The following is an 11,532-nucleotide window of genomic DNA, read 5'->3' as shown; positions in this document are numbered from 1 at the left end:
ACCGTGGCCGACCTCTACCGGCTGGGCACAGAGGACCTCTTTGCCATGGAGCGGATGGGGGACGTGTTGGCCGGCAAGCTCCTGCAGGCCATCGAGCAGAGCAAATCCCGCTCCCTGTCGCGGCTGCTGTTCGGGCTCGGCATCCGTCACGTCGGCATGCACACTGCCAAAATCCTGGCCAAACGCTTCAGCTCCCTTGAGATCCTGGCCCAGGCGGATACAGACAGCCTGACAGCAATCCACGAAATCGGCGGCAAGGTCGCCGAATCGCTGGTCGACTTCTTCGCCGACCCGGATCAGCGCCAACTGCTTGAGCAACTCAGGGAACGGGGGATCAACCCCACCGAAGAGGCCGTCGTCCAGCAGGATGGGCCGCTCAGCGGCAAGACCCTGGTCATTACCGGCACCCTGGAACGGATGAGCCGCAAGGAGGCGGAAGACCTGGTCGAGCGATTGGGTGGCCGCGCGGCCGGCTCGGTGAGCAAAAAAACCGATTACCTGGTGGCCGGCCCCGGAGCCGGCAGCAAGCTGGACAAGGCACAGAAGCTGGGGATCAAAACCCTGACCGAAGACGAGTTTCTGCAGATGACGCAAAGCGGGGACCAAATATGAAAAGAATCCGGGCCCGGGTCCGTTTCAAGGGGAGTGTCCAGGGGGTGGGCTTCCGCTATTTCACCTGCCGCAAGGCACTGGCCCAGGGGCTGACCGGCTGGGTGCGCAATCTTGCCGATGGCGACGTGGAAGCGGTCTTCGAGGGCAGGGAGTCGGAGATCCGCAGCGCCCTGGAACTCTGCCGGCAGGGGCCTGCCGGCGGTCGGGTCGACGAGATGCTGATCGACTGGGAGGAGTTCCGCGGCGAGTTCACCAGCTTTGAAATCCTCCGCTGACCGGCCGACTCATTTGCCTGCGACGAAGCGGTTCAGAACGCCGAGAATTTCGAGGGTTTTGAACGGTTTTTTGACAAAGCCCTCGCCGCCGACTTCCTTGCCCCGGTCGATGGCGACCGCCTCGCCCCGCGCCGAGAGGAAAACCACCGGAATCGACTTGGTGGCGGGGTCCTGCTTCAGCAGCTCACAGACCTTGAAACCGTCCATTCCGGGCATCATGATATCCAGGAATATCAGCACCGGCATTTCCTTTTGGGCCAGCTCGAGGCCGGCCGCACCGCTGCCCGCATACAGCACATGAAAACCGCGCAGTTTGAGCACGGCCTCCATCAGCATGCCAACGGTCCGGTGATCATCCACGACCAGAATCTTCTGCTTATCCATTTTTGCCCTCCATTTCCTCATCCAGATCCAGGCTCTCCTTGTAGACCTCGCTGCCGGAAAGCCCGAACTGCCGGGCAACCTGCTTGACAACCTCCCGGCGCGACAGGTCGGTATCGGCCTGCAGCCGGAGAATGGCCTCGCGAACTGTCTCCTGCGGCGGCGCCACCACGGTCGGGGCGACCATCAGGACAATTTCGCCGCGCACCCGGTTCTGCCCGAAATGCTCGAGCGCGGCGGCCACGGTTCCCCTAAACAGTTCTTCGTGCATCTTGGTCAACTCCCGGGCGACGGCGATCTGCCGGTCGTCCCCCAGCTCGCTTCGCAGGTCTTGCAGCGCCGCCAGCAGGCGATGGGGAGCCTCGTAAAAAGCGACTGTGCGCTGGCATTCGCTGTCCAACCCGGCAAACACCTCGCGGCGAGCGCCGGATTTGGCCGGCAGAAAGCCGTCAAATGCGAACCGGGCCACCGGCAGCCCGGACAGGGAAAGGGCGGTCACCACGGCCGATGGCCCCGGTATCGCGGTCAGCGGCAACTCTTCTTCGCGGCATCGGCAGACCAGCAGGTAACCGGGGTCTGAAATGGCCGGGGTGCCGGCATCCGAAATCAGCGCCACCGATTTCCCCTGCCGCAGCAGCTCGATCAGCCGTTCCCCCTTGGCGGCCTCGTTGTGCTGAAAAAAGGAGGTCAGCGGGGTGGTAATGCCAAAATGATTGAACAGCTTGCGGCTGTGCCGGGTATCTTCGGCGGCGACCAGGTCGACCTCCTTCAACACCCGCAGCGCCCGCAGGGTAATGTCTTCAAGATTGCCGATCGGCGTGGCGACCAGATACAGGGTTCCAACGACCATAACTAAATAGAATCCGATAACTTTAATAAGCCGGCACCAGTTACGGGCCCAGCGAGGGCCCCTTTAAATCAGGCGCTCCAGGTCGCGCTGCCAGATGGCCACGCAGGCATCACTCGGCATGCGCCAGTCGCCCCGGGGGGACAGGGCCACGCTCCCCACCTTCGGCCCGTCCGGCAGGCACGAGCGTTTGAACTGCTGGGAGAAAAACCGCTGGTAAAAGACCTTCAGCCAGCGCAGGATTTCGGCCGGGGCGAACTGCTCGGCAAAGACCTGGCAGGCCAGAAAATAGATCTTGGCCGGCGAAAACTGCAGCCGCACCATGTGGTAGAGAAAGAAATCATGCAGCAGGTAGGGACCGACATGGTCTTCGGTTACCTGGCGGATTTCACCATTTTCCGCCGGCGGCAGCAGTTCCGGCGAAACCGGGGTGGCGCAGATGTCGTTGAGAACCGCCGTCGCCTCACCGGTAAACTCGACTTCGGCGCACCAGGCCACCAGGTAGCGCACCAGGGTCTTCGGCACGCCGGCGTTGACGCCGTACATGGACATGTGGTCGGCATTGTAAGTGCACCAGCCCAGCGCCAGCTCGGAAAGGTCGCCGGTGCCGATCACCAGTCCGCCGACCTGGTTGGCCAGATCCATCAGGATCTGGGTCCGCTCCCGGGCCTGGGCGTTTTCATAGGTAATATCGTGGCGGGTCTCGTCATGGCCGATATCGGCAAAATGACCGCGCACCGCGGTATCGATGGAAATCACCCGCAAGGTCACGCCGAGCAGTTCGGCGAGCCTTTCGGCGTTGCCGCGGGTGCGCCCGGTGGTCCCGAAGCCGGGCATGGTGACCGCAACAATCCCCTTGCGGTCAAGCCCCAGCCGGTCGCAGGCCTTGACCGTCACCAGCAGCGCCAGGGTCGAATCGAGCCCGCCGGAAATGCCGATCACCGCATGGGCTGTCCCGGTATGCCGCAGGCGCTTGGCCAGGGCCGTGGTCTGCAGGGCGAAGATTTCCCGGCAGCGGCAGGAGCGTTCGCCAGTGACCGTCGGGACAAACGGGGTCGCCGTCAGCGGGCGCCGCACCGTTCCCTTCGGCAGCGCGGCCAATGAAAAAGGGATCACCCGCCACGCCGAACCCTCCTCCGAGGCGGCAAAGCTGTTGTTTTTCAACCGTTCATTGACCAGCCGCTGCAGATCGACATCGGCCACCGCCAGCTGGGACGCAAACTGGAAGCGCTCGGTTTCCGCCAGGATGGCGCCGTTTTCGGCGATCAGCGAATGACCGGAGAAAACCAGGTCGGTACTCGACTCGCCGGGGCCGGCCGAGGCGTAGGCATAGGCGGCCAGACAGCGCGCCGACTGGGCCCGGACCAGCTCGCGCCGGTAGGTTTCCTTGCCGAGAAGTTCGGGACTGGCCGAAAGGTTGAGCAGTACCGTGGCGCCGCGCACGGCCATCTTCCCGCTCGGCGGGCTGGCCACCCAGGCGTCTTCGCAGATCTCGATACCGACCAGGCAGTCGGGCTGGCCGGCGGCCCGAAAGAGCAGGTCGGCGCCAAAGGGAATCGTCTCGCCCCGCCATTCAATGCTGTCCACATGGAGATCCCGGGCCGAAGAAAACCAGCGCTCCTCGTAGAACTCCTGGGTATTGGGCAGGTAGGTTTTCGGCACGATGCCGAGAATCCGGCCGTCAGCGATCATCACCCCGCAGTTGAACAGCCGCCCGTCCAGGGCAATCGGGGCACCGACCACCACCGCCACCGGATGTCCCTTCAGGCCATCCGCCAAAGCCCACAGGGCCTGTCGGGCCTGCTCAATCAGCAGCGGCTGGAAAAAGAGGTCGGCACAGGTGTAGCCGGTAAGGCACAGCTCAGGGAATACCAGCAGGGTGCAGTGGTCGGCTTCAGCCTGGGCAATGACCTGGCGGAGCTGCTCGCAGTTGAACGCGATATCGGCCACGCGCAGTTCCGGCGCGGCGACACCGATCCGGCAATACCCCAGGTCAGACAAAGTCAGGTTCATAACGCGGGACTCTCCTGCGGCGGCATTTCACCGCTTCCAGTCATTAAGCTCGGAAGCTTGAGGATAACAATTAATTTCACACATCGCAACGAATCAGAATCAGCGCAGGCCGAATGCGTCAGGGATATGTTCGATTTTCGCTTGTCCGCCGTCAGCCAAAACGGCAACGACATCGAATCGTGACTGGATGCCAGCGGCCCCCTGGTCGGCCAGGTACCACTGGGCCGCCCGCAGGATCTGGCGCTGCTTGACCGGCCCGACGGCTTCCTGGGGCGTGCCGTAAGCCAGACTGCGACGGGTCTTGACTTCGACAAAGACCAGCAGCTTGCCGTGGCGGGCAACGATGTCGATTTCTCCCACCGGGGTGCGCAGATTGCATTCGAGAATTTTCAGTCCCTTGCGCCGCAAAAAGAGGACGGCCTGCTCCTCGCCCCAGCGCCCCAGCGATAACCGCGCCTCGGTCATACGGTCGCCAGGTGCTCGCGCACTCCGCCGAAAGTCTTGCGGTGCAACGGCGAAGGTCCAAGGCGGGCAATCGCGGCCATGTGTTCGGCGCTGCCGTACCCCTTGTGCTTGGCCAGCCCGTAACCGGGATAGCGGCGATCATAGGCCAGCATCAGTCGATCGCGCAGCACCTTGGCGATAATCGAGGCGGCGGCCACCGACAGCGAGCGGGAGTCGCCCTTCTTCAAGGTCTGCTGGGCGAGCGGAAGAGGGATCGGGGTGATGCCGTCGACCAGCACAAAATCGGCGGGCAGCTTCAGGCGCTGCACGGCCAGAGACATCGCCCGCAGCGTGGCCTGTAAAATGTTGATCCGGTCGATCTCTTCGGCAGATACGATACCGACACCGATTGCCGCCGCCTGGGAACGGATCTGATAATAAAGACGGTCGCGCTTGGCGGCGGCAAGTTTTTTCGAATCGGTCAGGCCGGGCAGCTCAAACGTTTCGGGAAGGATCACCGCTGCGGCCACGACCGGGCCGGCCAGGGGCCCGCGACCGGCTTCGTCGACACCGGCCACCCGGAGAAAGCCCTTCCTCCGGGCCTGTCCTTCGAAAAAAAGGGGAGAAACTTCAGCTGCCGCAAACAGATCCAAGGTCATGAAATATCCTGTCGCATAAATTCCGGCTGGATTTCAGGCGCACCATGGTATAGAATTCCGAGCGCAACCTAATGTGTTTTCAATGAAAGGAGAGAGTTCATGGGAGTATTTTTTGCTTTACTGTTCGTTGTCTGCTACCTGGCGTTCATGGTTGACTGGAAAGAATTTATGGATGTCATCCGCCAGGGAGGCTGGGCTGCGATCGGCGTCTACATCGTGCTCACGATCCTGATCGTCGGCGTGCTGACTGCCCCTGAGACGGCAGCCGTTGCTCCTGCCATCCACCACTGAAACAACCCGATCGCAACCTGATCCACTCCAACGTAAAAAGCCCCGGCGAGATGCCGGGGCTTTTTCGTTTGATCCCATCAGGCCAGACGCTTTTCCCTGATCCGGGCGGCTTTGCCGTGCAGGTTGCGCAGGTAGTAGAGCTTTGCGCGGCGAACCCGGCCGACCATCACGTTTTCAATTTTTTCAACGGCGGGTGAATGCAGGGAGAAAACCCTCTCGACACCGACACCGTTGGAAATCTTGCGGACGGTAAAAGTCGAACCGACCCCGCGATTGACGCGCTTGATGCAGACGCCCTGGTAGACCTGGATGCGCTGCTTGTCCCCTTCGACGATTTTCACATGAACCCGCAGCGTATCCCCGGCCTTGAACTGGGGAATATTCTTGCGGATCTGCTCCATTTCCAGACGATCAATGATATTCATAACTTCCTCCTCTATACCGATCCTTTTTCAGGATTCAATTGCGAATCCCGCCGCTGCCGACGGGTCCGGGTTGTTGTCGTTAACTACGGCTCGGCATGCAGCCGGTCGAGAATGATGGCGGCTGCCGAGCGAACCGGCAGATGGTTGTAATCTCCGGCCCCGCGTATCGGCTCGAGCACGGTCCAGCCGCGGGTAAAGATTTCCGGCGCCAGCCCCCAGCCTGTTCCGAAGACCAGCAACAGGGGGTGCTGCTGCCGCAGCTGCCGACATTGCTCGAAAGACACGCCGTCAGAGCGTTTGGCGCCGGTCAGTATCGGCATCGCTTCCGCACCGGTTTCCCGGGACCAGGCTGCAATCGCCGCCTCGAGGGTGGTTGCTGTTTCGATCAACGCAAGCGCCTCGCCCCGATGGGGATTGTAACTGGCTCCGTGTCCCTCCCGCCAGTGCTGCAGAATCCGCTCGACCAGCAGCAACTGCTCGACTGCCGGAGTTATCACGTAAAAGCGACGAACGCCGTAGGTTCTGGCCGTGCGGGCGATATCATGAAGATCCAGGTTGGTGACCGCGGTCACGACCTGGTCACCCCGCTTGTCCACAATCGGATGGTGAACCAGCGCTACCGCCAGAGCAGACCCGCTCATTGGCAGTCGCCCTTCCGAGACTGGCGCAGCTGCTCGAGATAGAGCCGGTCCTCCGCATTCAGCGGCGCCGCCTCCAGCAGATCCGGGCGCCTGTCCAGGGTCCGTTCCAACTGCTGCTGCCGTCGCCAGCGGGCAATTTCACCGTGATTGCCGGAGAGGAGGACATCCGGCACTCGCTGTCCCTCGAACTCCACCGGCCGGGTGTACTGGGGATACTCAAGCAACCCGTCGGAAAAAGAATCCTTTTCGGCACTGCCGCTGGAACCGAGCACGCCGGGCAGGAGCCTGGCAATCGCGTCGATCATCACCATCGCGGGCAGTTCGCCTCCGGTCAGCACAAAATCGCCCAGCGAGTATTCGGCATCGACGTGAGCGCGAATCCGCTCATCGAACCCCTCGTAGCGACCACAGATAAAAATCAGACCATCAGCCTGCGCCAGTTCTGCGGCATCCCGCTGCCGGAACGTTTTCCCCTGCGGGGTCATCAGCAGCACTCGAGAGCCAGGCTTTTGCTCTTTGAGCGAACGCAATGCCCGGCAGACCGGGTCGGGCTTCATCACCATGCCGTCGCCACCGCCACAGGGGGTATCGTCGACGACCTTGTGCCTGCCTTCGGCCCAGTCCCTCAGATTGTGGGGGCTGATTTCGATCAGTTTCTTCTCAACCGCCTTGCCGAGAATGCTGTCGGCAAAAGGGGAAACAAACATATCCGGAAACAGGGTCAGTACATCAAACTTCATCAGCGTTGGAAACCAGCCCTTCCGGCAAATCAACGGTCATCTGGCCGGACTCCAGGTCAATCTCGAGCACAAACTGGCCCACCGCCGGGATCATGACTTCACCGAAGCGGCCGTTCACCACGTAGATGTCGTGGGCTCCGGTAACCATGAGCTCGTCAAGGGTCCCCAGTTCGCCGCGGGTCCGGTCGACAACCCTGAGCCCCTGCAACTCGTACCAGTAGAACTCATCGTTATCCAGGTCAGGCAGGTCGGCGTAGCGCATCAGCACCTCGCAGCCAACCAGATGCTGGGCGGCCTCGATAGTTTCCACCCCGCGCAGACGCAAAAGAACGTTGCCTTTCTGAGGCACCGCCCGGGCCGGCTCACGGGTATGGAGCTGCCCCCCCTTGTCGCGAAGGGTCACCTCCTTGGCGGCCAGCAGCGAACGCGAATCAGGCGTCGACGGCCGCACCTTGAGGTCGCCACGGAGACCGTGGGTCCCCACAACGACGCCCAACGGAAACAACTGGCCTGCCCCCTCTTTCATCACTCCATGATCTGGAGAGAGGCGCGCTTGTTCTCCCGGGTGGCCTTGGCATTGAGCAGAGTCCGCATGGCCTTCGCCGTCCGTCCCTGCTTGCCGATGATCCGCCCCATGTCCTCCTGGGCGGCGGCCAGCTTGATGAGGGTACTGCCGTCCTCGTCAAGCTCCTCCGAGATGGTAACCGCGTCGGGATTCTCCACCAGGGATTTCGCGATGAATTCGATGAGTTCTTTCATGGAGTCCGTCCTTCGGAGGCAGGCTGTTGCCGACCCCTCACCTGAAACAGAAACGAAACAGCCCCCATCCGGTTCTCAGGATGAGAACTATGCCCCCTCGGGCTGCTTGAATTTTGCCCAGATCCCCTGCTTGCGCAGGATTTGCCGCACGGTCTCGGTCGGCTGAGCCCCCTGCTTCAACCACTCCAGGGTCTTATCTTCCCTAAGGTTGACCATGGGCGGATCCTGTTTGGGATCGTACTGGCCCAGGTTTTCGATAAAGCGGCCATCGCGCGGGCAACGCTCATCGGCGACCACTACCTGGTAAAAAGGCTTCTTCTTTGCGCCACCGCGAGCCAACCTGATTTTTACTGCCATCTGTCTTTCCTCCTGCTTGTTTTTCAACGGGTTTCCCGTTAGCGATTTATGAGAGTGTGTATCAGTAACGGCAAAAGAGCCCGCGGGAAGCATCCGCCCGGGACTGACCTGCCAGGTTATTGTCTAAAACGGCATACCGCCACCGCCGCCGCGCCCCATCAGGCCTTTGAGCCCCTTGGGTCCCAGCTGCTGCATTTTTTTCATCATCTTCTGCGCTTCGGTGAACCGCTTGAGCAGTTGGTTGACGTCTTGCACCTTGGTGCCGCTGCCGTTGGCGATGCGCAACCGGCGCGATCCGTTGATCAGCTTGTGATTGCGGCGCTCTTCTCGGGTCATCGAATTGATGATGGCCTCGATTTTCTTCATTTCCTTATCCGGAAGCTGCATGCCCTGGGCTTGCTTGAGAGCCTTGCCGGCGCCGGGAATTAATTTGAGCATCGACTCGAGGGAGCCCATCTTCTTGATCGACTGCAGCTGGTCGCGGAAGTTCTCCAGCGTAAAACCTTCCTTGCGCAGCCGCTGTTCCATCGCGGCCGCATCGTCCCGACTGATGGCCGCTTCGGCCTTCTCGATCAGCGAAAGGACATCCCCCATGCCGAGAATGCGCTGGGCCATGCGATCCGGGTGAAAGACCTCGAGGGCGTCCATCTTTTCGCCAAGACCGACCAGCTTGACCGGCTTGCCGGTCACCGCCCGGATCGACAACGCGGCACCGCCGCGGGCATCGCCGTCGAGCTTGGTCAGGATCACCCCGGTCAGGGCCAGCTTTTCGTCAAAACTCTGGGCGACATTAACCGCATCCTGACCGGTCATGGAATCGGCAACCAGCAGGATTTCCCTGGGAGCCAGCGATGCCTTGATCCGCACCAGCTCGCCCATCAGTGCTTCGTCGACATGCAAGCGACCCGCTGTATCGAGGATCAGCGTGTCGTAGCCGTTGAGTTCAGCGTAACGCTGGGCCGCCTCGCAGATCGCCACCGGATCCTGTCCGGGCTGCGAATCGAAGACGGCGACATCAAGCTGCCGGCCAACGGTCTTCAGCTGTTCGATCGCGGCAGGACGGTAAACGTCGGCCGGAACCAGCAGCGGGTTGCGCTTGTCACGGCGCAGCTTGAGCGCCAGCTTGCCGCAGGTGGTCGTCTTGCCGGCACCCTGCAGACCGCAGAGCATGATCGGCACGGGCGGCCGGCCGCCGAGCTGAAGGCTGTTATCCTCACCCTCGCCCATCAGCAGACCGAGTTCGTCGCGAACGACCTTGATGACCTGCTGGGCCGGGGTCAGGCTTTTAAGGACGTCCTGCCCGACCGCTCGAACCCGCACGGCTTCGACAAAATCCTTGACGACCCGGAAATTGACATCGGCCTCAAGCAGAACCAGGCGGACTTCCCGCAAGGCCTCCTTGATATTGTCTTCGGACAGACGCCCGTGACCTCGGAGCTTCTTGAAGACCGAGTCAAACTTTTCTGTCAGGTTGTCAAGCATCCAGAATCACGCACAGCCAGTTCGGGTTATCACCAAAAAAGGAACTATAGTTAAGCGCAAAATCCTTGTCAAGGGAAAAACCATCCGGAAACACCCCCCCTGCAAGCCTCAAAACGCCTCAAGCCGAAACTCCCTGCCGTCGTACCGGTACAACTCGGCCGGCAGCAGTTCTTCCCGCCGCAGCACCTGAACCACCCGGCCCCACTCCTGCTCAGGGCAGCGAATGGCCAGCCCGCAATCCGAGGTCAACTGGCGCGGCACCGGGATCAGCAGGATATCGGCGCGTTCCAGCTTCAGTGCTTTTTCGGCTTTCATCACCCGGTGTATGGAATGAAAAATAGCGACCAGATCATTGTCTCGAACCATTCTGACTCCTTGAACCCGTCTTATTTAATCAACGCAATGATGACATCATTTACGATCCCATGCAAGCGATGGAACTGATGTGACACCGCCCCGCCCCCGACGTGCGCACATTGAGCACCTGTGTATATGTGCAAAGCACAACAGATCAAAAGCCCCTTGTCTCGGCCTATGCCTTTATGCTAGATTCCAAGGCTGCATTAACATTTGCCCAAACATCCGTGGCGGGCCAAGGCCCAATAATCAACATCCAATCTGGAGGAAGAACCTGTGAAAAAACAAATTTTCTACCTGTCCATCGGTGCCCTGGTGCTGACCATGGCTGCCGGCTGCAAGGATGAGACGCCCAAAACCACCGCCGCCCCCCAGGCGCCCGCCCAGACTGCCGCACCTGCCCCGGCGGCCATGCAGGGAAAATCAGGCACCGTCGTGGAAACCATGAACGCCGCCGGCTACACCTATGTTCAGGTCGATACCGGCAGTGAAAAATTCTGGGCTGCCGCCCCCGAGTTCCAGGTTGCCGTCGGCGACACCGTGGCCGTCCCCGAAGGGATGCCCATGCCCAACTACCACAGCAAGACCCTCAACCGCGACTTCGACCTGGTCTACTTCGTCCCGGCCATCATGGCCGGTGGCGCTGAGGGGGCTGCTGGCGGCATGATGGCCGCTCCGGCCGGGGAACTCCCCAGCGGCCATCCCGCGATCGGCGCCCCCAAGGCGGATGACATTGACCTGACCGGCATCGTCAAGGTCGACGGCGGCAAGAGCATTGAGGAAATCTTTGCCGGCAAAGCCGAACTGGCCGGCCAGCAAATCTCCGTCCGCGGCAAGGTCGTCAAGTTCAGCGCCGAGATCATGGGCAAGAACTGGATCCACCTGCAGGACGGCACCGGTGGCGAGGGGACCAATGACCTGACCATCACCACCAACGCGATGGCCAAGGTCGGCGACACGGTCGTGGTTTCCGGCACCCTCACCACCGACAAGGATTTCGGCCACGGCTACCAGTACGACCTGATCATCGAAGACGGCCAGGTTACTGCCGAATAATCGTCTTTCGTCTCAGCCAAAAGCCCCCGGCCATCGACCGGGGGCTTTTTTTTATGTTATTTTTATTGGCAAAGTGTTGAGTGCCAGCACATCGTGGACAAAAATATGTGCCACCAGCTCGTGGACAAAAATAGTTCTCTGACAATCGAATAGCCACCCATCATTCTCTGAACATTTCCCATACGGAGGTGTT

17 protein-coding genes are annotated in these 11,532 nt (G+C 61.0%); 4 read left to right on the top strand and 13 right to left on the bottom strand.

Annotation, left to right across the window (positions count from 1 at the left end):
• Both ABYV89_RS09780 and ABYV89_RS09775 read left to right on the top strand, forming a co-directional pair.
• The coding region (locus ABYV89_RS09780; RefSeq protein ID WP_432822769.1) for a helix-hairpin-helix domain-containing protein at window positions 1-612 on the top strand (612 nt) is incomplete at its 5' end.
• Window positions 609-887: an acylphosphatase gene (locus ABYV89_RS09775; RefSeq protein WP_432822768.1), complete on the top strand. Its 279-nt coding sequence runs from the start codon at window positions 609-611 to the stop codon at window positions 885-887. The genes ABYV89_RS09780 and ABYV89_RS09775, both read left to right, overlap by 4 nt.
• A 9-nt stretch (window positions 888-896) precedes the next feature.
• Here ABYV89_RS09775 and ABYV89_RS09770 read toward each other — a convergent pair whose 3' ends face one another.
• From ABYV89_RS09770 to ABYV89_RS09750, 5 genes are all read right to left on the bottom strand, one after another.
• Entirely contained in the window at window positions 897-1,271 is a 375-nt protein-coding gene (locus ABYV89_RS09770) for a response regulator (RefSeq protein ID WP_432822767.1), read from the bottom strand.
• Window positions 1,264-2,118 (bottom strand): 16S rRNA (cytidine(1402)-2'-O)-methyltransferase, encoded by an 855-nt coding sequence (gene rsmI, locus ABYV89_RS09765; RefSeq protein ID WP_432822766.1) that lies wholly within the window; start codon window positions 2,116-2,118, stop codon window positions 1,264-1,266. Before rsmI ends, ABYV89_RS09770 begins: the two co-directional genes overlap by 8 nt.
• Before the next feature lie 63 nt (window positions 2,119-2,181).
• Window positions 2,182-4,128 (bottom strand): NAD(+) synthase, encoded by a 1,947-nt coding sequence (locus ABYV89_RS09760; RefSeq protein ID WP_432822765.1) that lies wholly within the window; start codon window positions 4,126-4,128, stop codon window positions 2,182-2,184.
• A gap of 99 nt (window positions 4,129-4,227) precedes the next feature.
• A complete protein-coding gene (locus tag ABYV89_RS09755; RefSeq protein ID WP_432822764.1) occupies window positions 4,228-4,593 on the bottom strand; it encodes a YraN family protein in 366 nt (121 codons plus the stop codon).
• Window positions 4,590-5,231, bottom strand: coding sequence for a ribonuclease HII (locus ABYV89_RS09750; RefSeq protein WP_432822763.1), 642 nt, complete (start codon window positions 5,229-5,231; stop codon window positions 4,590-4,592). The genes ABYV89_RS09755 and ABYV89_RS09750 overlap by 4 nt, the downstream gene beginning before the upstream one ends.
• A gap of 99 nt (window positions 5,232-5,330) precedes the next feature.
• Between ABYV89_RS09750 and ABYV89_RS09745 the strand changes: the two genes are divergently transcribed.
• Window positions 5,331-5,522 carry a hypothetical protein gene (locus tag ABYV89_RS09745; RefSeq protein WP_432822762.1) on the top strand — a complete coding sequence of 64 codons (192 nt, stop codon included), beginning with the start codon at window positions 5,331-5,333 and terminating at the stop codon, window positions 5,520-5,522.
• Window positions 5,523-5,599: 77 nt separating this feature from the next.
• Here ABYV89_RS09745 and rplS read toward each other — a convergent pair whose 3' ends face one another.
• The 8 genes from rplS to ABYV89_RS09705 all read right to left on the bottom strand — a co-directional run bounded on the left by rplS (window position 5,600) and on the right by ABYV89_RS09705 (window position 10,292).
• Window positions 5,600-5,947 (bottom strand): 50S ribosomal protein L19, encoded by a 348-nt coding sequence (gene rplS, locus ABYV89_RS09740; RefSeq protein WP_432822761.1) that lies wholly within the window; start codon window positions 5,945-5,947, stop codon window positions 5,600-5,602.
• An 83-nt stretch (window positions 5,948-6,030) separates the two neighbouring features.
• Entirely contained in the window at window positions 6,031-6,588 is a 558-nt protein-coding gene (locus ABYV89_RS09735) for an RNA methyltransferase (protein WP_432822760.1), read from the bottom strand.
• Complete coding sequence (gene trmD, locus ABYV89_RS09730; RefSeq protein ID WP_432822759.1) at window positions 6,585-7,328, bottom strand: tRNA (guanosine(37)-N1)-methyltransferase TrmD; 744 nt, start codon at window positions 7,326-7,328, stop codon at window positions 6,585-6,587. The genes ABYV89_RS09735 and trmD overlap by 4 nt, the downstream gene beginning before the upstream one ends.
• Window positions 7,318-7,833, bottom strand: a complete 516-nt coding sequence (rimM, locus tag ABYV89_RS09725) for a ribosome maturation factor RimM (protein ID WP_432822758.1) — start codon at window positions 7,831-7,833, stop codon at window positions 7,318-7,320. The genes trmD and rimM overlap by 11 nt, the downstream gene beginning before the upstream one ends.
• Window positions 7,834-7,853: 20 nt before the next feature.
• Window positions 7,854-8,087, bottom strand: coding sequence for a KH domain-containing protein (locus ABYV89_RS09720; RefSeq protein ID WP_432822757.1), 234 nt, complete (start codon window positions 8,085-8,087; stop codon window positions 7,854-7,856).
• Between the two features lie 87 nt (window positions 8,088-8,174).
• Complete coding sequence (gene rpsP, locus ABYV89_RS09715; protein ID WP_432822756.1) at window positions 8,175-8,444, bottom strand: 30S ribosomal protein S16; 270 nt, start codon at window positions 8,442-8,444, stop codon at window positions 8,175-8,177.
• A 123-nt stretch (window positions 8,445-8,567) separates the two neighbouring features.
• Window positions 8,568-9,926: a signal recognition particle protein gene (gene ffh / locus ABYV89_RS09710; RefSeq protein ID WP_432822755.1), complete on the bottom strand. Its 1,359-nt coding sequence runs from the start codon at window positions 9,924-9,926 to the stop codon at window positions 8,568-8,570.
• Window positions 9,927-10,034: 108 nt separating this feature from the next.
• Window positions 10,035-10,292, bottom strand: coding sequence for a DUF3343 domain-containing protein (locus tag ABYV89_RS09705; protein WP_432822754.1), 258 nt, complete (start codon window positions 10,290-10,292; stop codon window positions 10,035-10,037).
• Between the two features lie 267 nt (window positions 10,293-10,559).
• On the opposite strand from ABYV89_RS09705, the gene ABYV89_RS09700 reads away from it, so the two are divergent.
• Complete coding sequence (locus ABYV89_RS09700) at window positions 10,560-11,339, top strand: GW dipeptide domain-containing protein (RefSeq protein ID WP_432822753.1); 780 nt, start codon at window positions 10,560-10,562, stop codon at window positions 11,337-11,339.
• Window positions 11,340-11,532 lie beyond the last annotated feature (193 nt).

The sequence above is a fragment of the Trichloromonas sp. genome, from assembly GCF_041583255.1.
In the GTDB taxonomy this organism is placed as follows: domain Bacteria; phylum Desulfobacterota; class Desulfuromonadia; order Desulfuromonadales; family Trichloromonadaceae; genus Trichloromonas.
The sequence above is the reverse complement of the archived record's forward strand: the minus strand, read 5'-3'. Positions and strand labels throughout refer to the sequence as shown.

Coding starts and splice junctions, on each gene's coding strand:
- ABYV89_RS09775 (WP_432822768.1), top strand. CDS start 609: ATGAAAAGAATCCGGGCCCGGGTCCGTTTCAAGGGGAGTGTCCAGGGG.
- ABYV89_RS09770 (WP_432822767.1), bottom strand. CDS start 1,271: ATGGATAAGCAGAAGATTCTGGTCGTGGATGATCACCGGACCGTTGGC.
- rsmI (WP_432822766.1), bottom strand. CDS start 2,118: ATGGTCGTTGGAACCCTGTATCTGGTCGCCACGCCGATCGGCAATCTT.
- ABYV89_RS09760 (WP_432822765.1), bottom strand. CDS start 4,128: ATGAACCTGACTTTGTCTGACCTGGGGTATTGCCGGATCGGTGTCGCC.
- ABYV89_RS09755 (WP_432822764.1), bottom strand. CDS start 4,593: ATGACCGAGGCGCGGTTATCGCTGGGGCGCTGGGGCGAGGAGCAGGCC.
- ABYV89_RS09750 (WP_432822763.1), bottom strand. CDS start 5,231: ATGACCTTGGATCTGTTTGCGGCAGCTGAAGTTTCTCCCCTTTTTTTC.
- ABYV89_RS09745 (WP_432822762.1), top strand. CDS start 5,331: ATGGGAGTATTTTTTGCTTTACTGTTCGTTGTCTGCTACCTGGCGTTC.
- rplS (WP_432822761.1), bottom strand. CDS start 5,947: ATGAATATCATTGATCGTCTGGAAATGGAGCAGATCCGCAAGAATATT.
- ABYV89_RS09735 (WP_432822760.1), bottom strand. CDS start 6,588: ATGAGCGGGTCTGCTCTGGCGGTAGCGCTGGTTCACCATCCGATTGTG.
- trmD (WP_432822759.1), bottom strand. CDS start 7,328: ATGAAGTTTGATGTACTGACCCTGTTTCCGGATATGTTTGTTTCCCCT.
- ABYV89_RS09720 (WP_432822757.1), bottom strand. CDS start 8,087: ATGAAAGAACTCATCGAATTCATCGCGAAATCCCTGGTGGAGAATCCC.
- rpsP (WP_432822756.1), bottom strand. CDS start 8,444: ATGGCAGTAAAAATCAGGTTGGCTCGCGGTGGCGCAAAGAAGAAGCCT.
- ffh (WP_432822755.1), bottom strand. CDS start 9,926: ATGCTTGACAACCTGACAGAAAAGTTTGACTCGGTCTTCAAGAAGCTC.
- ABYV89_RS09705 (WP_432822754.1), bottom strand. CDS start 10,292: ATGGTTCGAGACAATGATCTGGTCGCTATTTTTCATTCCATACACCGG.